The sequence below is a fragment of the Snodgrassella sp. W6238H11 genome (assembly GCF_016100525.1).
Taxonomy (GTDB): domain Bacteria; phylum Pseudomonadota; class Gammaproteobacteria; order Burkholderiales; family Neisseriaceae; genus Snodgrassella; species Snodgrassella alvi.
In genome coordinates, this window is record NZ_JACFSH010000002.1 from 207424 (window position 1) to 229063 (window position 21640).

Here is a 21640-nt window from a genome sequence, read left to right on the forward strand (position 1 = left end):
TCTGATAGTTTTGACGGGAAAATAATGAGTGTAAAAACTTTCATGGTCATGGCCGGTGGAACAGGCGGTCATATTTTTCCTGCGCTTGCAGTTGCTCAGGCATTACAGGCACAGGGTCATCGTATTATCTGGCTGGGTAGTGACGGGGCGATGGAAACCCGTCTGGTTCCGCAATACGACATACCACTGGAAACCTTGGCAATCAAAGGAATACGCGGTAACGGGCTAAAGCGTAAGCTAATGCTACCTTTTACCTTATTAAAAACCATTGCGGCAGCACGTCAGATTATTCGCAGGCATCAGGTAGATGCAGTCATCGGTTTTGGTGGTTTTGTTACTTTTCCGGGTGGTATAGCCGCAAAGCTATGCGGTTTACCATTAATTGTTCATGAACAGAATGCGATTGCTGGTTTATCTAATAAAGTGCTGGCTCGTTTTGCCAATCAGGTAATGTATGCATTTCCACAAGTATTCGCAAATGAAAACGGACTGGTAGGTAATCCGGTACGTGCTGATATTGCTGCATTACCACCACCGCAACAGCGCTTTAACGGTAGAAATGGTGAGCTGAATATTCTGGTAGTTGGCGGAAGTCTGGGTGCCGATGTATTAAATCAGATTGTGCCGCAGGCTGTGGCTTTGTTACCAGTTGAACAGCGTCCGCGACTGCTGCATCAGTCCGGAAGAAATAAACTGTCACAGTTAGAGCAAAATTATGCTCAGTGTGCAGTAGAGGTGCAATGTGTTGAATTTATTACAGATATGGTATCAGCCTATCGTGATGCTGATTTGGTGATTTGCCGGGCCGGAGCACTGACAATTGCTGAATTAACCGCTGCCGGAGTCGGGGCAATTCTGGTGCCTTATCCACATGCGGTAGATGACCATCAGACAGTTAATGCACAGTTTATGGTTAAAGATGGTGCGGCAATATTATTACCACAGACGAATCTGAATACACAGACATTAATGGCTACGCTGGCTGATTTATCGCGCGAACGCTGTTTAGACATGGCGATTAAAGCACATGCGCTGGCTCAGCCTGACAGTGCGGCTAAGGTTGCGGCAGCAGCGCTAGCGAGTATCCGTTAAATTTTGATTGAGCCGGATGAATTGTTGCAGACTCGAGCTATCAATCACAATTCAGACTGGCAGGAAAAGTTATAAAGTATGAAAGAAAACATGAAAGACCGTATCCGCCATATTCATTTTGTAGGGATTGGCGGAACCGGTATGTGCGGTATTGCAGAAGTTTTACATAATGAAGGTTATCAGATAAGTGGATCTGATTTGGCTGATAATGCCGCAACCCGGCATTTACGGGCAATCGGAGTGCATATTTGTTCTGGACACAGTGCTGAAAATATTACTGGTGCAGATGTAGTAGTGACATCAACAGCCGTTAAAAAAGATAATCCGGAAGTGGTAGCGGCGCAAGAACAAAAAATTCCGGTAATTCCGCGAGCCATGATGCTGGCTGAAATCATGCGCTTTGGTCGCGGTATTGCCATTGCCGGTACACATGGTAAAACCACAACAACCAGTTTAACAGCTTCAGTACTGGCAGCAGCAGAGTTAGATCCGACTTTTGTTATTGGCGGTCGGTTAACTGCGGCCGGAACTAATGCCAAGCTGGGTAAAGGTGAATATATTGTTGCTGAAGCAGATGAATCAGATGCTTCGTTTCTGTATCTGACACCATTATTTACGGTCGTTACCAATATTGATACCGATCATATGGATACATATGATCATGATGTAGAAAAACTACATCAGGCGTTTGTGGATTTTGTGCATCGTATGCCGTTTTACGGCAAAGCCTTTTTATGTATTGACAGTGAGCATGTGCGCCAGATTTTACCGTTGATTCAGAAACCTTTTGTTACCTATGGTCTGGATGAAAGTGCTGATTTATATGCAACTAATATTGTTGCCGATGGTGCACAAATGCATTTTGATGTCCATACGCGTAAAAAAGGCATAAAACCATTTAGTGTGACGGTCAATATGCCAGGGCGGCATAATGTTCTGAATGCACTGGCTGTTATCGGGATTGCACTGGAAATTGGTGTCTCAGTACCGGCAATTCAACTTGGGCTGGAAAGTTTTGCAGGTGTGGGTCGCCGTTTTCAGCAGTACGGTGAGATTGCATTACCGAATGGTGGCGAAGCATTACTGATTGATGACTATGGTCATCATCCTGTTGAAATGTCTGCAACCATAGCTGCTGCACGAGGAGCCTACCCTCAGCGTCGTCTGGTCGTAGCATTCCAGCCACACCGCTATACACGTACACGGGACTTGTTTGAAGATTTTGTTCAGGTTTTGAGTAAAGCTGATGGCGTGGTTTTAACGGAAGTGTATTCTGCTGGTGAAGACCCGATTGTGGCGGCTGACAGTAAGGCATTAATGCGTGCGATCAGAGTGCTGGGTAAAGTTGAGCCGATTTATGTAGCAAACGTAGACGAAATGGCGCCCACGTTATTAAATGTCTTGCAAGATGGTGATGTTTTGCTCAATATGGGTGCCGGCAGTATTAACAAAGTACCTGCCATGCTTACCGGAATGTCTGCTGCAGTATAATGACAGCAGTTTAATTATTTTACATACTGTTCTTATTAAAAGAAAAACAGGATTAATGACAAACAATGAGTGATTTTGGTAAAGTTGCCGTACTGATGGGCGGTTTCTCCAGTGAGCGTAAGGTTTCACTGGCTAGTGGTGCATCAATTCTTACTGCATTGAAAAGCCGTGGTATAGATGCACATGCATTTGATCCGTCTGAGCGGCCATTGTCTGAACTGGTTAGTGCCGGCTTTGACCGGGCTTTTAATATTCTGCATGGCTCTTATGGAGAAGACGGAGTCGTACAGGGAGCATTGGAAGCATTTGGTATTCCTTACACCGGTTGTGGTGTTGCGGCCAGTGCGCTGGGTATGGATAAATTCCGTAGTCGTCTAGTCTGGCAGGGAGTTGGTTTGCCTTGCGTACCATTTATTGTGCTGCATGATGATAGTAATTTTGCTGCAGTAGAAGAAGAGCTGGGTTTACCTTTATTTGTTAAACCTGCAGCAGAAGGCAGTAGTGTGGGTGTGGTGAAAATCAGGCAGGCTGGTGAGTTGGCACAAGTTTATCAGCAACTGAAACAGTACCATGGTGAAATTCTGGCTGAACGGGCCATCGAAGGTGGTGAATATACATGTGGTATTCTTGGTGAACAGGTATTGCCAAGTATTCGCATCGTACCGGCAACGGAGTTTTATGATTATGAAGCTAAATACCATCGCAATGATACCGAGTATTTGTGTCCGGCTGATCTGGCACCGGCAGATGAGCAGTATATGCGTGATTTGACAGCCCGTGCTTTTAAAGCATTGGGTGGTCGGGGCTGGGGGCGAGTAGATTTTCTGCGTGATGCGGACGGTACAATCTATATTCTGGAAGTTAATACTGTACCCGGTATGACCGGACACAGTCTGGTGCCTAAAGCTGCACGTGAAATTGGCTTGAGTTTTGAAGATTTGTGTGTTGAAATTTTAAGTCATGCGACTTTGGGATAATGCACAAGCCTTAAAACGGCTTTACCGGTGGTTATATGTATGTGTATTGTTCTGCCTGCTGGCAGCAGGCGGATCTTGGCTGGTGCATTCACCATATTTTCCGGTCCGGCAAATTCAGGTAATACATCCGTTGAAGCATTTGCAGTCGGCTGAAATTGAACAAATCAGCAGACAATATTTGCAGGGTAATATTTTTACTGCGGATGTGAGTGCGGCACAATCTGCACTGGCTAAACTACCTTGGGTATATAAAGTACAGGTAAAACGAATCTGGCCGGATACGGTACAGTTAGACATCAGGGAGCGGGATCCTGTTGCACGCTGGAATGACCAGCAGCTGGTGGATACTGACGGACAGATATTTAATGCAGTAATTCATGAGCAGCTGCCGGTATTTGTTGGAAGCAGCGGTTCTGCTCGCTACATGACCGTACATTTGTTAACATTCGAAAATTTGTTGCAATCAACAGGTCTGCATATTCAGCAGTTGCAGTTAAGTAATCGTTCTGCCTGGCAGCTGACCTTAAGCAACGGAATTACCCTGAAACTGGGGCGGGAAAAGGTAGAACAGCGTTTGGCTCATTTTGTCTGGGCATGGCCACAGGTTTTACAGAAACAGGCCAGTAATATCGATTATGTAGATTTGCGTTATCCGGATGGTTTTGCGTTACGGTACAAAAATAAGGCTGTTTCAGCTGCAAGTACCAGCGCAGTAAATGCATCTGAAGTGGCGGATCAGTATGAAGCAAATCTGGATTGATCCGGACAGACCGATTGATTATTTGATTTTAAAGTGATGACCATGGTTAAAGGTAAAAAATACATCAGTGCACTGGATATCGGCACTTCAAAAGTAATCGCTCTTATTGGTGAGGTTCAGGAAGATAATGAAATCCACATTGTTGGTTTAGGACAGGCTCCGTCGCGCGGTTTGAAAGCAGGTATGGTGACCAACATTGAAACCACTGCACAAGCAATCAAACAGGCCATGGAAGAAGCGCAGATGATGGCTGATGTACAGGTAGACTGTGTAACAACCGGTATTGCAGGTAATCATATTCGCAGTTTCAATTCACAGGGTGTGGTTAAAATCAAGGACGGAGAAGTCAGTCAGGCTGATATTGACCGTGCAATTGAAACGGCAAAAGCTGTCAATATTCCGCCGGATCACGATATTTTACATACAGTGGTACAGGAATTTATTATTGATAATCAGCCGGGCGTGCGTGAACCCATTGGCATGAGCGGGGTTCGTCTGGACACGCGCATACATATTATTACCGGTGCTGTAACAGCAATGCAGAATATCCAGAAGTGTGTCAATCGCTGTGGTTTGCAAATCAATAAAATGATATTACAGCCACTGGCCAGTGGTCAGGCAGTACTGACTGAAGATGAAAAAGATCTGGGTGTCTGTGTTATTGATATCGGCGGAGGCACGACAGATATTGCTGTATATACTAACGGAGCTATCAGGCATACAGCCGTTATTCCGGTGGCAGGGGATTTGATTACCAAAGATCTGGCACAAGCGTTGCGTACACCCCACAGTGCAGCTGAATACATCAAAATTAATCATGGAGTGGCACTGGCAACCATGGACGGTCTTGATGATATGATTGAAGTACCCAGTGTGGGCGACCGTAATCCGCGCCAGATTTCGCGTCGGACACTGGCAAGTGTAATTGGTCCGCGCGTGGAAGAGATTCTGGAACTGACACTGAATGAATTGCGCCGTTCCGGTTTTCCTGAGGATGTGCTGACTTCAGGCATAGTTCTTACCGGCGGAGCATCATTATTACCCGGAATGGTCGAGCTGGCAGAGGATGTATTTAATCTGCCGGCCCGAATTGGTGTGCCGCAGGAAATGGGTGGTGTCTCAGAACGGATCCGCAATCCGCGTTATGCTACTGCTATTGGTCTGTTACAGTCTGCCTGTGAAGAAGAAAACAAAACAGACATGCCTGTGGCAGCAGCTTCTGAACCGAAAGATTCATGGCTTAAAAAATTACAGACTTGGTTTAAGAACAATTTTTAACTAAACTCAAACATTAAATGACAGAACTTTTGCGCATTGTATATAACTGTCTATATAATGATAGCTATACAAGGGCAGATGACGTTTATGCATAGGTTTTGTCAGGAGACATAAATGCAATTGGTATATGATGTTGTGGAGACGGTAGTCGGTGCTGCAGTTATCAAAGTCATTGGTATCGGCGGTGGTGGCTGTAATGCTATTAACAATATGGTGGAAAATGCGGTTGCCGGTATTGAGTTTATCAGTGCCAATACTGATGCACAGTCTTTACAAAACAGTAAAGCATCTAAACGCATTCAGCTGGGCAATAATCTCACCCGTGGTCTTGGCGCAGGAGCCGATCCGGAAATTGGCCGTAACGCCGCAATGGAAGATCGCGAAGCATTATCTGATGCTATTCGCGGAGCGAATATGCTGTTCATCACCACCGGCATGGGTGGTGGTACAGGTACAGGTGCGGCTCCGGTAGTTGCAGAACTGGCAAAAGAGATGGGTATTCTGACTGTTGCTGTTGTTACCCGTCCGTTTGAGTATGAAGGTAAACGTATTCACGTTGCTAATAACGGGATTGAGATTCTTAAAAATACCGTTGATTCACTCATTGTTATTCCGAATGACAAATTAATGTCAGCACTGGGTGAAGATGTGAGTATGCGCGAGGCTTTTCGTGCGGCAGATAATGTATTGCGTAATGCAGTAGCCGGAATTGCTGAAGTCATTACTAATCCGGGTATCATTAATCTGGATTTTGCCGATGTGAAAAATGTCATGAGTATCATGGGTATGGCCATGATGGGGTCAGGCAGTGCACATGGTGTTGACCGTGCCCGTATTGCTACTGAACAGGCTATTGCCAGCCCGCTTCTGGATGACGTGACTCTGGATGGCGCACAGGGTGTGCTGGTTAATATTACTACCGCACCAGGCTGCCTGAAAATGTCTGAATACAAAGAAATTATGTGCATGATTGATGAATATGCACATGATGATGCCGCCCTGAAATACGGTACTTCTGAAGATGCCAGTATGGAAGAAGGCGAAATCCGCGTAACCATTATTGCTACCGGATTGCAGGAACAGAAAGTTTTACATAACCAGCAACCGAGCAGTTTGCGTGTTTTGCAAACCGTACAAGCCACTGGTACAGAAGATGCCTATCCGGATATCGGAAGTGTGGTACGTTCAGGACGCAGTGCACGCGGGATGAATCTGGCTGCTGCTGATTTCTCAAATCAGTCTGTGCTGGATGACTTCGAAATTCCGGCAGTCATTCGCCGACAAGCTGATTAATTGATTAAAGTTATTAAAGCTGTCCGGGCTAAGCTCCGGACAGCTTTTTTATTTTTAAAATCAATATATATAATTTAAATACGATATATTGCCGGCATAAGAAAATTTTTTTAAAAAATTAGATAAAAAGTTTATTCTTTAGAAAAAAGTGCAATTTCTGCAAAGTTTGTGTTGTATTAAAACCAACAATATTTTACTGAAATGATAATGGTTTTTATAACATGCATTTCTGTTTTGTTATTTCATCAAACCAAAAGCAGTAGTTTTGGGTATAAAAGCAAAATCCTTTACAATAGGTAGCTTAGATAATCTGTTCCACAGAAGAATTTAATTAAGTCAGAATAAGTATGAGTGAATCTATTCAACAATCAGACCGCAGTGATGATCATCTGTTACTTGGTCAGTATGCAGAACGTGCTTACCTTACCTATGCCATGAGTGTGGTAAAAGGGCGCGCATTACCAGATGTGGCTGACGGGCAGAAGCCGGTTCAGAGACGCATTCTGTATGCTATGAAAGATATGGGGCTGGCTCATGGTGCCAAACCGGTAAAATCTGCCCGCGTGGTTGGTGAGATTCTAGGTAATTATCATCCGCATGGTGATTCATCCGCTTATGATGCGATGGTACGGATGGCGCAGGATTTTACCTTACGTTACCCTTTGATTAACGGTATTGGCAATTTTGGTTCACGTGATGGTGACAGCGCAGCAGCTATGCGCTATACCGAAGCCAGTTTAGCACCGATTGCTGAATTGCTGTTATCGGAAATCAATATGGGGACTGTAGATTTTGTACCCAATTATGATGACAAATCTTTTGAACCCTCTGTATTACCGGCACGCCTGCCAATGATATTGCTTAATGGCGCCTCAGGTATTGCAGTAGGTCTGGCAACTGAAATTCCTTCACATAATTTACGCGAAGTCAGTGCAGCTGTTGTGGCTCTGTTGAAAAAGCCTGAGCTGGATTCAGCAGCCTTAATGCAGTATTTACCCGGCCCTGATTTTGCCGGTGGTGGTCAGATTATTACTGCACCAGAGGATATTCAGGCAATTTATGCACAGGGTAAAGGCAGTATACGTGTACGTGCACGTTATGAAATTGAAAAACTGGCACGCGGACACTGGCGGGCTATTGTCACAGAATTACCTCCCGGTACCTCTGCGCAAAAAATTCTGGCTGAGATAGAAGAACAGACTAATCCCAAACCGAAAACCGGTAAAAAAAATCTCACTCAGGAACAGCAGAATACGCGCACATTAATGCTATCACTGCTTGATCGGGTGCGTGATGAATCAGATAGTCAGGCACCGGTGCGTCTGGCGTTTGAACCGAAATCCAGTCGTCTTCAACCTGAAGAATTTATGAATACTTTGCTGGCACAAACCAGTCTTGAAGGGAATGTGCCGGTCAATCTGGTTATGATGGGGCGGGATAATAAACCGGCACAAAAGAATTTATATCAGATTCTGCGTGAATGGCTGGATTTTCGGATACTGACTGTAACCCGGCGTTTGCAATACCGTCTTGAACAGGTGGAAAAACGTATTCATATTTTGCATGGGCGGCAAACGGTATTTCTTCATATTGATGAAGTCATCAGGGTTATCCGTGAATCAGATGAACCCAAAAATGAATTGATGTCTGCATTCGGTTTAAGTGAGATACAGGCGGATGATATTCTTGAAATCCGTTTACGTCAGCTGGCCAGACTGGAATGGATTAAACTGGAAACAGAACTGAATAAACTACAGCAGGAACGTGATCAGTTAACCACCCTTTTGGAAGATGATAAAGCTAAAAAACGACTAATTATCAAAGAAATTGAGTCTGATACCAAAATCTATGGAGATGACCGGCGTACACTGATACAGCCGGCAGAGCGGGCTTCGCTTACCCGAACTACTGCAGATGAACCAGTTACGCTGGTATTGTCACAGAAGGGCTGGCTGAAAACGCGTGTCGGACACAATCTGGATTTAAGCCAGACTACTTTTAAGGAAGGTGACGGTCTGCTTCAGGCAGTAGAGGGACGTACAGTCTGGCCGGTAGTTTTACTTGATTCGCACGGGCGAGCCTATAGTGTGGATGCTGCCAGTATTCCGGGCGGACGTGGTGATGGTGTACCTGCAGGTTCATTGGTTGATTTAGATAAAGGTGCCAGAATTGTAGCTATGCTCAGTGCCTTGCCGCAACAGCATTATGTACTGAGTAACAGTGGCGGATATGGTTTTGTGGTTGCATTTAAAGATATGGTCAGCCGTACTAAAAACGGTAAAGTTGTTATGACGGTTAATAGTGATGAGGCATTGCTGCCGCCGCTTCCTGTACCGTCTGCCTGCCTGTCTGTAAACGGGCAGACTCAACTTATTGCCATCTCCAGTGCCAATCGTCTGCTGGCCTTTCCATTACATGAATTGAAAGTGATGGCTAAAGGCCGTGGTCTGCAAATTATGAGTTTACCGGCTAATGAGAAACTGCTTTATCTTACTCTGACAAATAAATCGGAATTTAAACTGGAGACTCAGGGAAAACGTGGCGGACGCTATCAGGAAACCTTACGCGTTCAGGATATTCTTAATAAACGCGGACATAAAGGTAAGGAATTAAGCGTTTCGGGTGATATCGTTGCCGTCTATGGTGATCTGGATAACGGAAACTAAGCCGGTATGAAAACGTATATAAATGGCTGGCCGCAATATCTGGACAGGCTTTCTGCTTTGCTCAATATTGCGCGTATAAGTCTGCTGTTTTCAATTATGACGTTTTATTTGCTGACCCGCAGTATGGATGAGCCCGGTCTGGCTGTACCCATATTCAATAAAATTGAACTGTATAGCTGGGCAGCACTCTACGGTATTCTGATTGTCTTTTCCATGCTGGTGCCACGCTGGCAGAATCAGCCGGATGCACTACCAAATGTTAATTCTGCTGTAGACATTACCATGATAGCCTGGCTGATGAATATGGGTGGAGGAGTGGATAGCGGTTTTGGTATTTTACTTCTGCCATTTGTCGGTTCGGCCTGTTTGTTCAGCCGTGGCCGGTATCCGATGATTTATGCCGGTTATGTAACTTTACTGATTGTCATCATTACCTGGACGCAGCTAAGCCGTAATGGTTTTGCTAATCACAGTATGCGGATATGCATTATTGCCATCATGCTGATTGCCGCTGTCTTTCTTGTGGCCGGTCTGACTGCCTATGCCGCTACTTTACTGGCGCGTTCACAAAGTTTGCAATATCAGCAGTCAAAAATGCTGAACAGTTACCGGAATTTGCTCGACCGTGCTTTTAATTATGTACAGGAGGGGGTAGTTGTACTGGATGAAAGCGGTCTGGTGTGGCTGATTAACCGGAAGGCGCAGAATTATTTCCCGATGCTGCTGGTTGATAAACAAACTGCTTTATTTCGTCAGGTTATGCATTACTGGCACACTGAACAGAAAAATATTTTCGAAATAAACTGTACACTGAATAATTGGCCGATGAGGGTGCATGCACGCTTGTTACAGGAAGCAAATACGCCTTTACTGATGTTATCAATGCGTTCGCGTACTGAAATTGATAAGGAGGCTATGGCCATTAAACTGGCCTCATTAGGCCAGTTAACGGCTAATCTGGCTCATGAAATTCGTAATCCGATGTCTGCAATAAGACAGGCCAATGAATTGTTACAGGAAGAAGAATATGATTCGACACGACTGCGGCTGTTTAATATTATAGAGAACAATATCAGTCGTATTGATAAAATGCTTGAAGATATCAGTATGCTGAATAAGCGGGATAAAAAAAATAAACAGGCAATTGATTTGCGGGTATTCTGGACTGCCTTTATGCAGGAATTTATACTGATCAGGCAGCAGGCTGTGGATTGTATTGAACTACAAGCCGATAAAGGGGATTTAATCGTCTGGTGTGATTCGGTACACTTGCAGCAGATTATATGGAATCTGATGAATAATGCCTGGCGTCATAGTTTGCAGAATAAAAATGCTATTCGTGTTATTTTTTGTATAGAAGAGCAAAATGAAATTTCCATTACCGTAATTGATAATGGTGCTGGTGTCAGTGCAGAAAATCAGTTGTATTTGTTTGAACCGTTTTTCACGACTGAATCCAGCGGCACCGGTCTTGGATTATATGTGGCGCGCGAACTGGCTCAGGCTAATCATGGTCAGTTAATTTATCGCCCTGAAGTTAATGGATTTGAATTAACCTTGCCAAGGATGGTTGATGAATAATAATAATCAGATGGACTTAGAAAAGCCGGTACTGATAATAGATGATGAAGCCGATATTCGTGATTTAATGGAGTTAACCCTGATTAAAATGGGTTTGTCCGTAAAAACTGCCGCTGGTGTAGCTGAGGCAAAAAAGGCTTTACGTACGCATGCTTTCTCTCTGGTGCTAACGGATATGCGTATGCCGGATGGCTCAGGGCTGGAGATTGTTGATTATATTACTGCCCATAATCTGGATATTCCGATTGCAGTTATTACCGCTTACGGAAATGCAGCGCAGGCTGTACAGGCACTGAAAAATGGTGCTTTCGATTACTTACAAAAACCCATTACTCTGGCGCAGCTGCGTACTCTGGTTAAATCTGTTATTACAATCAATAATACTGCCGAAACCGAAATAGATAATAAAATGGTAACCGCATTTAAACAGTCTGAAAATAAACAAAAAAATGAAGATACTTCCGCAATGGTTAACGAACAGCCGGTACGTGAACGTTTACTGGGTAATTCTCCGTTAATAACAGAAGTACGTCAGTTGATCAGCAAGCTGGCTAAAAGTAACGTGCCGGTATACATTGCCGGAGAATCAGGCAGTGGTAAAGAGCAGGCAGCGCGCAGTATTCATGAACAGTCAGAACGCAGAGACAAGGCATTTGTTGCTGTAAATTGTGGTGCCATACCTGAAGCATTGATGGAAAGTGAGTTTTTTGGTTATAAAAAAGGCAGTTTTACCGGAGCAGAATCAGATAGGGCTGGTTTTTTTCAGCATGCGGACGGCGGAACATTATTTCTGGATGAAGTAGCTGATTTACCACTATCGATGCAGGTTAAATTATTGCGGGCCATTCAGGAACGTGCTGTACGCCGGATTGGCGAAATGGAAGAAAAGCAGGTTGATGTCCGTATTATCTGTGCAACCCATAAAGATTTAAATGCTCTGGTTGAATCAGGTCAGTTTCGTCAGGACTTGTTTTATCGTTTGAATGTTGTATCTATTACCATGCCGCCATTACGTGAATTACGTGATGATTTGCCGCAGTTAATTCGGGTTTTACTGCAACGAATTTTGCATGATGAAACCATGACATTAACACCGGAAGCAAAAAAAGCACTGTTGCAATACAGTTATCCCGGTAATTTCCGTGAATTGGAGAATATTCTGGAACGTGCTATTGCACTGTCGAAAAATCATATTATTGAGGTAGATGATTTACAGATTCATAGCTATCAGCTGGATAATCCGCGTACTGAATCTGCAGAGAATGCCGGCAGTAATCTATCCGCAGATAGTAATGAGGAAATTGAGGATTACCAGTTCGGAAAAACTCAGATACAGGATTATCTGGATGAAATAGAGAGAAAAATCCTGGAACAGGCTTTAGCGCAAACCCGATATAACCGAACACAGGCCGCCAAATTACTGGGTATCAGTTTTCGTTCTATGCGTTACCGGATGGAACGGTTAGGGATTGTCTGATGGTAAAGCCTCTGATTTTAACCGGTCAGATAGCAGATAAAACTGATCTGATCACTCCTTTACAGAAATTGCTAGCCAGTAAAAAACTCTGTTATCAGCAACAACCACCCGAACAGGGATTATATCTGATATACGAAAATGACAGTCTTGCTTTAGCTAAAGCCGGGCAAAAAGGGGTCGTGCGGGTTGATTTTGTAGAAGGTACTGCACGGCACCGGCGGCTTTTTGGTGGGGGAGAATTACTGGCACGTGCTATTCAGGCCAAAAACCGGCCGCTTGTCTGGGACGCTACCGGAGGTTTAGGTCGGGACGCTTTTGTAATGGCATCATTGGGACTGGAAGTTGTGGTATTTGAACAGAATCCTTATGTATATGTTTTATTTGCGGACGGGCTGAAACGTGCGATGGTTGATAAACAGACTGCGCATATAGCACAGCAGATTCATCTGCATTATGGCAGTATCACTTTACCAGACGCGGAACAAAAGCAGATACCATTGCCTGATGTGGTCTATCTGGATCCGATGTATCCGCAAAAGCAAAAAGCAGCAGCAGTAAAAAAAGAAATGGCTTATTTTCATGAATTGCTGGGTAATGCAGATATGAATAATGATCAGGCTTTATTACTCGCAGCACAGAAATTAGCCCGAAAACGGGTCGTGGTAAAAAGACCAGCTAATGGGGCAGTTTTAGCAGGAAAGACACCGGCTTTTCAGTATTTTGGTAAAACAACGCGATTTGATGGGTATATGCCTTTGTAGTTTTAAGGAAGAAATCAATTTTGTGAATCTGAATTATTTTGTTTAAACTTAATACAGGGGAGAATAACAATTGGCTAGAAAAATCTGGGCATATGCTAAAGATAAAAATCAATGTTTTATCTGCGAAAATCAATCTTTGCAGCCAAAAATTTTTTATATCTGGGATGTTCTGAGATTAAAAGAACAAAATTTTAAAAAATATCTGGAATTAACGTTTTACTCAACGGAATACGATGAAATTAATCGTCTGGAGTTAATTCCAACTGAACATGGCTTTTTTCGGTATAAATCCGACGAAATTGATGAAAACAATAAAGAGTCTATTTACCATTCTGCAGCGACAGTGATATTACTGGAAATGCCTGTAATTAAATTTACTATTGATAAAAATAAATATATTTTAAATTTTTCAAAATTTTTAGTTGAGCCGTGTCTTCGATTTAAGCATTTCGATCAAGATGAGGAAAAATATTATCCCGACCTTGTTGGCTATTTTTCTTCTGAGTGTGAATTGCAGGAAAAATGGAAAGGATGTCTGGCTATAGAGGTTGTTTATACTAATGCTTGTTATTCTAAAAAAATACACTCTTTTGAAAAAAATCATATACCGATCATTGAAGTGAGTATTTCAAAAAAATTAAAACTAGAGACAGAGTTTGGCGGTGAAATAAAATTTACAGTTGCAGATGTTGAAAACTATTATTTCTCACTAAAGAAGATTTTTGAGAAAAATGTATATGGTAAAATACGTTCAGATCCGGTGAATCATAAATTTTATACGGATAAGATTATTTCTCTTGAAGACGCATATAAGCGTGAATTAGAAAATAAGCAGCTATTAAATGATAATGAACAAGCAAATTTAAAAAGAGAGCTTAATTATATAAATCTAAAGTACGAAGAAATGAAATCTGAAGCATCACATTTACACAATTTACTTGAACAAATGAAACAACAGGAATGGCACTTAAATAACCGGTTAAATAATTATGCAGTAATGGGATTTTGGCAGAAACTAAAATTTTTATTTAATATTTCTGCCAAGAAATAATAAAGCTGCTTAGGAATTAAGGCAGCTTTATTATTTCTTGGCAGATATTTAATAATTTTGATTTAATTAGAAAGTATAACCTGTCTGAACTTCTTCTGAGCCAATTAATTCAGTAATTAATTGCAGTAGCGGGCGCAATTCACCATAACGGCGGCTGGTTTTGCGTAAATATTTCAGGAAGCGATGAATTTCACCGCGATATTTATCTTTACCATCGCGGTAATATAAGCGGGCAAAGATACCGGCAACTTTCAGATGGCGCTGTACACCCATCCATTCAAAATCACGGTAAAACTGATCAAAATCAGTATGTACCGGTAATCCGGCAGCTCTTGCTTTTTCCCAGTAACGAATGACAATGTCAAGTATAAATTCTTCGTCCCATTCGATAAATGCATCACGTAATAGTGATACTAAATCATAAGTAATCGGACCATACAATGCATCCTGAAAATCAAGAATACCAGGGCGGTCGCGGGTGAGCATGATGTTTCGAACAATAAAATCACGATGTACATAGACCAGTGGCTGTGACAATATTACCGGTAATATATTGTTAACTGTTTGCTGCCATAACTGTTGCTGTTTCTCAGTTAATGATAAACCAAGTTCTTTCTGAACATACCATTCAGGAAAAAGTTGCATTTCCCTTTTTAGTACGGCTTCATCATATAATGGTAGTTGATCCGGCTGGCTTGAAAGTTGTAGTTTGATGAGTTCATCAATGGCTTCCAGCAGCAATACTTTGTGTACTTCAGCACGTTTATCCTGTTGCAGTGCAGCCAGATAAGGGGTATTACCAAAATCTTCCAGAGCCATAAATCCTTGCTGTGTATCCAGATGATAGATTTCGGGAACATTAAGAGCCTGAAAAAGCTTTTGTACCTTAATATATGGCAGGATACTCATTTTATCCGGAGGGGCGTCCATACAGATTACTGTACGGTCGTCAGTAAAAGTAGCGCGGAAATAGCGTCGGAAATCAGCATCAGCAGCTGCAAAACTAAGAACAAATTCCTGTTGCGGATAGCAGGTATGAAACCATTTTTTTAATTCAGATTCTCGTTGCATGACATTTTTCAGGTTAAAATAAACACTATTTTAACTGGCAAAGCCGTTTAGGTGATACTTTGTCCTACTTATTCTCTCCAAAACCATTAGCTCTGGCCTTAACAACGGTTTTTTGTACTTTGCCCGGGTTTGTTCTTGCGGCCTCACCTTTGTCTATGGGCGAAGGAAATGTTTGTACAGCGCCACAGCGACCGAAAAATTTTGTTAAACCTGTACAAAGCAGCGGTGAAGCTAATCCGGGTACTGATGTTACCCGGGTTGTGGCTGACGATGTCAACGGGCAGTCACAGGTTCAGGTACATGCAAAAGGGAGTGTCATTATTGAGCGTAATGATGTCACTTTGAATTCAGACTGGGCTGATTATGATCAGGAAAGCCAGATTGTTAAAGCTGGTGATCACTTTACTTTAGATAATGGTAAGGGACGTGTTACCGGTGAACATGTTACTTACGACATGGCTAAAAGTACGGGTGTCGGTGATGCCGGCCGCTTTGAAATGGAAAATGATAACCGGCGTCTGCAAGGTGTCGGGGACGAGATACAGATGGGTGGTAAAAATCGCTATCGTCTGCAAAGTGCTAAATTCAATACCTGTAATCCGGGCGATGACAGCTGGTATATCCGTTCAGGCAGTATTGATCTGGATTATGATAAAAATGTCGGGGTAGCCCGTAATGCAACGCTGGTATTTGGCGGTGTTCCTCTGTTTTATACACCATGGATCGATTTTCCGTTAAACGGCAATCGTAAAAGCGGGTTTCTGACGCCTACACTTAAAGGAGGATCTGACGGTTTTGAAATAATGACTCCTTATTATCTGAATCTGGCTCCTAATTATGATGCAACTATCCGGCCGCATTTTATTAGCAGCCGTGGTCTACAGCTGGGTGGTGATTTCCGTTACCTGCAGCCGACTTATCAGGGACAGATTAGTGCTGACTGGGTGCCGAATGATCAGAAAAGCAGTCACAAAAATCGTGCTGAAATTGATTTTACCCATTCCCAGAGACTAGCAAAGGGATTAACCGGCGGTATTGACTATCATCAGGTCTCAGATGATGATTACCGGCGTGATTTCTGGAGCGGAGATAATGGCAGTTCTAATCTGAACCGGCAGGCATGGCTGAATTACCACCGAGATTTATGGGGCGGGACATTTGATGGCAGTTTAATGGTGCAAAAATATCAGACACTGGCCTCAATCAGTGGATATAAGGATCAGCCTTACTCACGTTTACCTCGTTTATCTGCTACGTGGAACCGTTATTTTGGTAATCATTACGCAGTCAATGTCTATGCTGAAGCAACCCGTTTTGAGGGCAGGGAAACTGGTCATAAAGACTGGTGGATACATAAATATCCCAATGGTACCCGTCTGGTATTATTGCCAACATTTACTGCTGACTATTCCAATAACTGGGGGTATATCCGGCCAAAACTGAGTTTTCATGCCACTCATTATGATATGAACCGGCAGGATAATCAGGATAGCCGCAGTATGGATCGTGCCGTACCTTTACTTAGTGTGGATTCAGGCGTGACCTTTGAGCGTTTATGGAAAAACAATCGATTAAACAAGGGATATATTCAGACACTGGAACCACGTCTGTTTTATACCTATATACCGCGACGTAATCAGAATGATATGCCTTTGTTTGATACAGCCGAAAACAGTTTTACTTATGATCAGTTATTTCATGAAAACCGTTATTCAGGACAGGACAGAATCAATGCGGCTAATTTTATGACAACGGCGCTGCAATCTCGGATATATGATAGTACTAACGGTATTGAACGTTTCGCAGCCGGTATTGGTCAGCGCTTTTATTTCCGTGATGATAACGTCAAACTGAATGACAACACGCCTAAAAATAAAGAACGCAAACGCTCTGATATGGTGGCTTTTGGACGTGCTGCCCTGAGCGAGCACATCACAGCTGAAACTAACTGGCATTATAATCAGGATTTAAAAACATCTGAAAGTTATAACTTTGGCATCCGCTATACACCGAATGCAGGTAAAACTATCAGTGTTCGCTATAAATATGGTCGTTATGAAAATTTATATGATGATGTTTATGGCAAAATGCGTACAATAGATGTCGGTGTTCAATGGCCGCTAACCCGTAATTACTATCTGGTCGCACGGCAGGATTATGATTTTAATAGTAGTACATCTCTGAATCAGACAGTAGGAATAGAGTACCAGAGTCCGTGTCATTGCTGGAGTGCCGGACTGGTAGGTTCCCGCTATACAGATGATTACAAAAAACGCAAAACCGCCGTATTATTCCAATTGCAGTTGCGTGACCTGACAGGTATGGGAAATGGTTCCCTCAATCAGCTCACTTCACAAATTCCCGGTTACAGCAATACTTATGAGGTAAAACATTAATGAAAAAGATACATTCCTGGCTGGCAGCAACGATGCTGGCTGTAGTATTGCCTTCGGCAATGGCATTGGATATCAAACCAGTTGATAACATTGTGGCAGTTGTCAATGATGATGTAATAACACGTCGCGAGCTGGACTTAGTAGCAGCCCAGATGCGTTCACAGTTACCAAAAGGACAAAATATCAGTAATGCAGATTTACACGAGCAGGCACTTGCACAGCTGATACGTAAGGATTTACTGGTGCAAGCTGCCAGGCGCTCCAATATCCGCCTGACTAATGCCGATGTAAACGAAGCAATTGAACTGTTTGCTTCACAACGCCATATGACAGTTAAAGAGCTGATTCAGCGCATTGCTAAAGAAGGTGTGAATGAAGATCAGCTGCGCCGCACCATAACGGAAAACCTGCTGGCACAGAAAATTGAACAAAGTGAAGTAATGGGCAAAAGTCAGGTCAGTGATGCAGAGGTAGATGATGCTATTGCACGTGCCCAGCAGGAAGGAAGACCTCTGCCGCCACCGGTTACAGCCTATTCCTATCATGTGCAACATATTCTGTTGAAAAACGATAACGATATCACACGAAAACTGATTGAACAGATTGCTCAGCAGGCACGTTCCGGTGCCTCATTCGATCAGCTGGCACGGCAGTATTCTCAGGATGGCAGTGCACAAAATGGCGGAGATCTGGGCTGGATTATCGATGGTGAGACTGTGCCGCCATTCGAAGCTGCGGTGAAATCATTGCAGCCGGGTCAGATATCCATGCCGGTGCGTACTCAGTTTGGCTGGCACGTAATCCGTCTGGTGGCTGTCAGAAGCAATGACAGCCCGCAAGAACGTCAGCGTAACGGGATGCGTGCAGTACTGGTACAGGAAAAACGCGAAATTCTACTGCAGAATTTCCTGAAACAGTTACATGATCAGGCCTATATCAGTATTCGTCCTTTGGATTAACTGCATAAAAACAACTTTTCTGCAATGCGTGCAGCCTGTATCAGTGTCGAAATGTAGAGTTTGTATATTCTGATAGCTAAGTATTTTTTATTGATTTTTCTGTGAAAAATATCATTATAATTCTGGCTTATTTTTATGAAGAATCAGTTAATTATTGCTGTTACTAGCGGAGAGCCGGCAGGTATCGGTCCAGATATCTGTCTGGATCTGGCCAGCCAGGACTGGCCGCAACGCATTGTGGTATTGGGAGATATGCAATTATTGCAGCAGCGTGCGGCACAACTGAATAAAAAAATTACCATACAGGCTTATCAGCCAGATAGTAACAAACCTGTATCCGGAGTACTGGAAGTTTGTCATATTCCAGTTCAGGTATCTGTTCAGGCAGGAAAATTAAACGTACAAAATGCTGCTTATGTATTGCAATTACTGGACAGAGCATATACTGGCATAGAACAGGGTGAATTTGCTGCTATAGTCACTGCTCCGGTTCATAAAGGAATTATCAACGATAGCGGTATTGCTTTTAGCGGCCATACGGAATATCTGGCTGCTAAAAGTGCTACTTCTCAAGTAGTAATGATGCTTACCGGTGGCGGTCTGAGAGTGGCTTTAGCCACTACTCACTTACCACTGCGGGCAGTAGCAGATACCCTGACACTTGAATTATTAACCGAAGTACTAACTATTCTGCATCATGATTTGCAGACAAAATTCGGGCTGATACAGCCGCGTATTCTGGTTGCCGGTCTCAATCCGCATGCTGGTGAAGGCGGTCATCTTGGAAATGAAGAAAATGATATTATTATTCCGGTAATCAGCCAGTTACAACAGAAAGGTATGCAAATAACCGGACCATTTCCGGCAGATACACTGTTTCAGCCTTTCATGCTTGAACAGGCTGATGCTGTTCTGGCTATGTATCATGATCAGGGATTGCCGGTATTAAAATATGCAAGTTTTGGAGAGGGCGTTAATATCACTCTGGGACTGCCTTTTATCCGCACCTCAGTGGATCATGGTACTGCGCTGAATCTTGCCGGTACTGGTGAAGCAACCAGCAGCAGTTTATTTGCAGCAATTCATGCTGCAGTGGATATGAGCAGACACTGGAAAGCAGAGCAGTAATTACGCACTTGTATTTGATAAATACCAACAGACATCATAAAATCTAAGTTGCTATACGGCATGGGAATTCTCAATATGGCTACGCCGTTTATTGAAATGAAAAATGTGGTTTTCGCTTATGGCGACCGACCCATTTTAAAAAATATTAATTTTAAACTGGAGCAGGGCAGTTTTACCGCTATTATGGGTAGTTCCGGAAGTGGTAAAACAACCTTGTTGCGTTTAATTACCGGCCAGATCAGTGCACAACAGGGGCAAGTATTGATCAATGGTCGTGATATTGCCGAATTCAGCCGCGAAGAACTGTATTACCATCGCCGTAACATGGGCGTACTGTTTCAGTTTGGTGCTTTGTTTACGGATTTATCAGTATTCGATAATGTTGCTTTTCCAATGCGGGAACATACTGATTTGCCGGAAAGCATGATACATGATCTGGTGGTCATGAAACTGAATGCAGTTGGTTTACGCGGGGTAGAGCAATTAATGCCATCCGAGCTTTCCGGTGGTATGGCAAGACGAGTAGCACTGGCTCGTACAATTGCACTTGATCCGGCATTATTGCTATATGATGAACCATTTACTGGCCTGGATCCGATTTCACTCGGGGTAATAGCCAGTCTGGTGAGTAAGGTCAATAAAGCCTTACAAACTACCAGTGTAATGGTGACACATGATATCCAGCAATCTCTGGATATTGCCAGCCATGTGGTTTTTCTGGCACACGGTGAAATTATTTTTTCCGGTTCACCGCTACAAATGCGTGAACTGGATTCACCATGGATAAATCAGTTTATTCATGGTCAGGCAGACGGCCCGGTAGCATTTCGTTATCCGGCTACCACCACCTTACAACAGGATTTAGACATCGCGTGATGAAAGCAATCGAGCAACTGGGTGCAAAAACCCTGAGTTTTGTCCAGCATCTGGGGCGGGCAGCATTATTTCTGCTTGCCGCCTTGCTGCGCAGCGGAACAGTTTTACGCCGTCCGCGCCTGATGATCCGGCAAATGTATTTTTCCGGTGTTCTTTCTATTGTCATTATCGCAGTATCAGGACTGTTTGTCGGAATGGTACTGGGGTTACAGGCCTACACACAGCTGGCTAAATTTAAATCTGCAGATATTCTTGGTTATATGGTGGCTGCCGCCATGCTGCGCGAGCTTGGTCCGGTATTGGCTGCGATACTGTTTGCCAGCAGTGCCGGTGGTGCAATGACCAGTGAAATAGGTTTAATGAAAACCACTGAACAACTGGAAGCCATGAATGTCATGGCTATTGATCCGGTGGCGAGAGTTATCGCACCACGTTTCTGGGCAGGTGTACTTTCCATGCCTTTACTGGCTTCAATATTCAATGTTGCCGGCGTTTATGGTGCTTATCTGATTGGCGTAAAATATTTTGGCATGGATAACGGCGTATTCTGGGGTCAAATGCAGAATAATCTTGATTTTTACTATGATGTTGTAAATGGTTTAATTAAGTCATTGGTATTTGGCGTAGTTGTTACTCTGATAGCTGTTTATCAGGGTTTTTATGCAAAACCGACATCAGAAGGTATTTTGCGCGCCAATACACGTACTGTTGTATCCAGCTCACTAACTATTCTGGCAGTGGATTTTATGCTGACCGCTCTGATGTTTACCAAATAGGGTGCAG

Annotated in this window: 17 protein-coding genes; 16 read left to right on the forward strand and 1 reads right to left on the reverse strand. The window is 43.3% G+C overall.

The annotated features are described in order from the left end of the window. Positions 1-24: 24 nt before the first annotated feature. From murG to H3V00_RS04440, 11 genes are all read left to right on the forward strand, one after another. Positions 25-1092, forward strand: coding sequence for an undecaprenyldiphospho-muramoylpentapeptide beta-N-acetylglucosaminyltransferase (gene murG, locus H3V00_RS04390; RefSeq protein ID WP_198206962.1), 1068 nt, complete (start codon positions 25-27; stop codon positions 1090-1092). Positions 1093-1170: 78 nt separating this feature from the next. Continuing rightward, positions 1171-2583: a UDP-N-acetylmuramate--L-alanine ligase gene (gene murC / locus H3V00_RS04395; RefSeq protein WP_232335932.1), complete on the forward strand. Its 1413-nt coding sequence runs from the start codon at positions 1171-1173 to the stop codon at positions 2581-2583. A 65-nt stretch (positions 2584-2648) separates the two neighbouring features. Beyond that, on the forward strand, positions 2649-3560 hold the full coding sequence (locus tag H3V00_RS04400; protein ID WP_037474769.1) for a D-alanine--D-alanine ligase: 912 nt from the start codon (positions 2649-2651) through the stop codon (positions 3558-3560). Further along, positions 3544-4320, forward strand: coding sequence for a cell division protein FtsQ/DivIB (locus H3V00_RS04405; RefSeq protein ID WP_198206960.1), 777 nt, complete (start codon positions 3544-3546; stop codon positions 4318-4320). The genes H3V00_RS04400 and H3V00_RS04405 overlap by 17 nt, the downstream gene beginning before the upstream one ends. A gap of 42 nt (positions 4321-4362) precedes the next feature. Then, positions 4363-5598: a cell division protein FtsA gene (gene ftsA, locus H3V00_RS04410; protein WP_025331233.1), complete on the forward strand. Its 1236-nt coding sequence runs from the start codon at positions 4363-4365 to the stop codon at positions 5596-5598. Between the two features lie 114 nt (positions 5599-5712). Next, on the forward strand, positions 5713-6891 hold the full coding sequence (gene ftsZ, locus H3V00_RS04415) for a cell division protein FtsZ (protein WP_084547564.1): 1179 nt from the start codon (positions 5713-5715) through the stop codon (positions 6889-6891). A gap of 347 nt (positions 6892-7238) precedes the next feature. Next, on the forward strand, positions 7239-9557 hold the full coding sequence (gene parC, locus H3V00_RS04420) for a DNA topoisomerase IV subunit A (protein ID WP_198206957.1): 2319 nt from the start codon (positions 7239-7241) through the stop codon (positions 9555-9557). A gap of 6 nt (positions 9558-9563) precedes the next feature. After that, a complete protein-coding gene (locus tag H3V00_RS04425; RefSeq protein ID WP_143556003.1) occupies positions 9564-11138 on the forward strand; it encodes an ATP-binding protein in 1575 nt (524 codons plus the stop codon). Continuing rightward, on the forward strand, positions 11131-12615 hold the full coding sequence (locus H3V00_RS04430) for a sigma-54 dependent transcriptional regulator (protein WP_084553064.1): 1485 nt from the start codon (positions 11131-11133) through the stop codon (positions 12613-12615). Before H3V00_RS04425 ends, H3V00_RS04430 begins: the two co-directional genes overlap by 8 nt. Further along, positions 12615-13376, forward strand: a complete 762-nt coding sequence (locus H3V00_RS04435; RefSeq protein ID WP_084585935.1) for a class I SAM-dependent methyltransferase — start codon at positions 12615-12617, stop codon at positions 13374-13376. The genes H3V00_RS04430 and H3V00_RS04435 overlap by 1 nt, the downstream gene beginning before the upstream one ends. Before the next feature lie 70 nt (positions 13377-13446). Beyond that, complete coding sequence (locus tag H3V00_RS04440; RefSeq protein WP_198206955.1) at positions 13447-14427, forward strand: hypothetical protein; 981 nt, start codon at positions 13447-13449, stop codon at positions 14425-14427. Positions 14428-14493: 66 nt separating this feature from the next. On the opposite strand, the gene amgK is transcribed toward H3V00_RS04440, so the two are convergent. Beyond that, the gene (amgK, locus tag H3V00_RS04445; RefSeq protein ID WP_198206953.1) at positions 14494-15498 is read right to left on the reverse strand and encodes an N-acetylmuramate/N-acetylglucosamine kinase AmgK; all 1005 of its coding nucleotides are present in this window, start codon (positions 15496-15498) and stop codon (positions 14494-14496) included. A 59-nt stretch (positions 15499-15557) separates the two neighbouring features. Here amgK and H3V00_RS04450 point away from each other — a divergent pair, with 59 nt between their 5' ends. From H3V00_RS04450 to mlaE, 5 genes are all read left to right on the forward strand, one after another. Further along, entirely contained in the window at positions 15558-17894 is a 2337-nt protein-coding gene (locus H3V00_RS04450) for an LPS-assembly protein LptD (protein WP_198206952.1), read from the forward strand. Further along, complete coding sequence (locus H3V00_RS04455; protein ID WP_084552063.1) at positions 17894-18853, forward strand: peptidylprolyl isomerase; 960 nt, start codon at positions 17894-17896, stop codon at positions 18851-18853. The genes H3V00_RS04450 and H3V00_RS04455 overlap by 1 nt, the downstream gene beginning before the upstream one ends. Positions 18854-18988: 135 nt before the next feature. Further along, positions 18989-19981 (forward strand): 4-hydroxythreonine-4-phosphate dehydrogenase PdxA, encoded by a 993-nt coding sequence (pdxA, locus tag H3V00_RS04460; RefSeq protein ID WP_198206951.1) that lies wholly within the window; start codon positions 18989-18991, stop codon positions 19979-19981. Between the two features lie 75 nt (positions 19982-20056). Further along, positions 20057-20857 carry an ABC transporter ATP-binding protein gene (locus H3V00_RS04465; RefSeq protein ID WP_084552135.1) on the forward strand — a complete coding sequence of 267 codons (801 nt, stop codon included), beginning with the start codon at positions 20057-20059 and terminating at the stop codon, positions 20855-20857. Beyond that, entirely contained in the window at positions 20857-21633 is a 777-nt protein-coding gene (gene mlaE / locus H3V00_RS04470; protein WP_078475685.1) for a lipid asymmetry maintenance ABC transporter permease subunit MlaE, read from the forward strand. Before H3V00_RS04465 ends, mlaE begins: the two co-directional genes overlap by 1 nt. The last annotated feature ends 7 nt before the right edge of the window (positions 21634-21640 follow it).

What these genes read in the sequence shown, in the direction of transcription:
- parC (WP_198206957.1), top strand. Translation starts at nt 7,239, where the DNA reads ATGAGTGAATCTATTCAACAATCAGACCGCAGTGATGATCATCTGTTA.
- H3V00_RS04455 (WP_084552063.1), top strand. Translation starts at nt 17,894, where the DNA reads ATGAAAAAGATACATTCCTGGCTGGCAGCAACGATGCTGGCTGTAGTA.
- ftsA (WP_025331233.1), top strand. Translation starts at nt 4,363, where the DNA reads ATGGTTAAAGGTAAAAAATACATCAGTGCACTGGATATCGGCACTTCA.
- H3V00_RS04465 (WP_084552135.1), top strand. Translation starts at nt 20,057, where the DNA reads ATGGCTACGCCGTTTATTGAAATGAAAAATGTGGTTTTCGCTTATGGC.
- pdxA (WP_198206951.1), top strand. Translation starts at nt 18,989, where the DNA reads ATGAAGAATCAGTTAATTATTGCTGTTACTAGCGGAGAGCCGGCAGGT.
- murG (WP_198206962.1), top strand. Translation starts at nt 25, where the DNA reads ATGAGTGTAAAAACTTTCATGGTCATGGCCGGTGGAACAGGCGGTCAT.
- H3V00_RS04430 (WP_084553064.1), top strand. Translation starts at nt 11,131, where the DNA reads ATGAATAATAATAATCAGATGGACTTAGAAAAGCCGGTACTGATAATA.
- H3V00_RS04405 (WP_198206960.1), top strand. Translation starts at nt 3,544, where the DNA reads ATGCGACTTTGGGATAATGCACAAGCCTTAAAACGGCTTTACCGGTGG.
- H3V00_RS04435 (WP_084585935.1), top strand. Translation starts at nt 12,615, where the DNA reads ATGGTAAAGCCTCTGATTTTAACCGGTCAGATAGCAGATAAAACTGAT.
- amgK (WP_198206953.1), bottom strand. Translation starts at nt 15,498, where the DNA reads ATGCAACGAGAATCTGAATTAAAAAAATGGTTTCATACCTGCTATCCG.
- murC (WP_232335932.1), top strand. Translation starts at nt 1,171, where the DNA reads ATGAAAGAAAACATGAAAGACCGTATCCGCCATATTCATTTTGTAGGG.
- H3V00_RS04425 (WP_143556003.1), top strand. Translation starts at nt 9,564, where the DNA reads ATGAAAACGTATATAAATGGCTGGCCGCAATATCTGGACAGGCTTTCT.
- ftsZ (WP_084547564.1), top strand. Translation starts at nt 5,713, where the DNA reads ATGCAATTGGTATATGATGTTGTGGAGACGGTAGTCGGTGCTGCAGTT.
- H3V00_RS04400 (WP_037474769.1), top strand. Translation starts at nt 2,649, where the DNA reads ATGAGTGATTTTGGTAAAGTTGCCGTACTGATGGGCGGTTTCTCCAGT.
- mlaE (WP_078475685.1), top strand. Translation starts at nt 20,857, where the DNA reads ATGAAAGCAATCGAGCAACTGGGTGCAAAAACCCTGAGTTTTGTCCAG.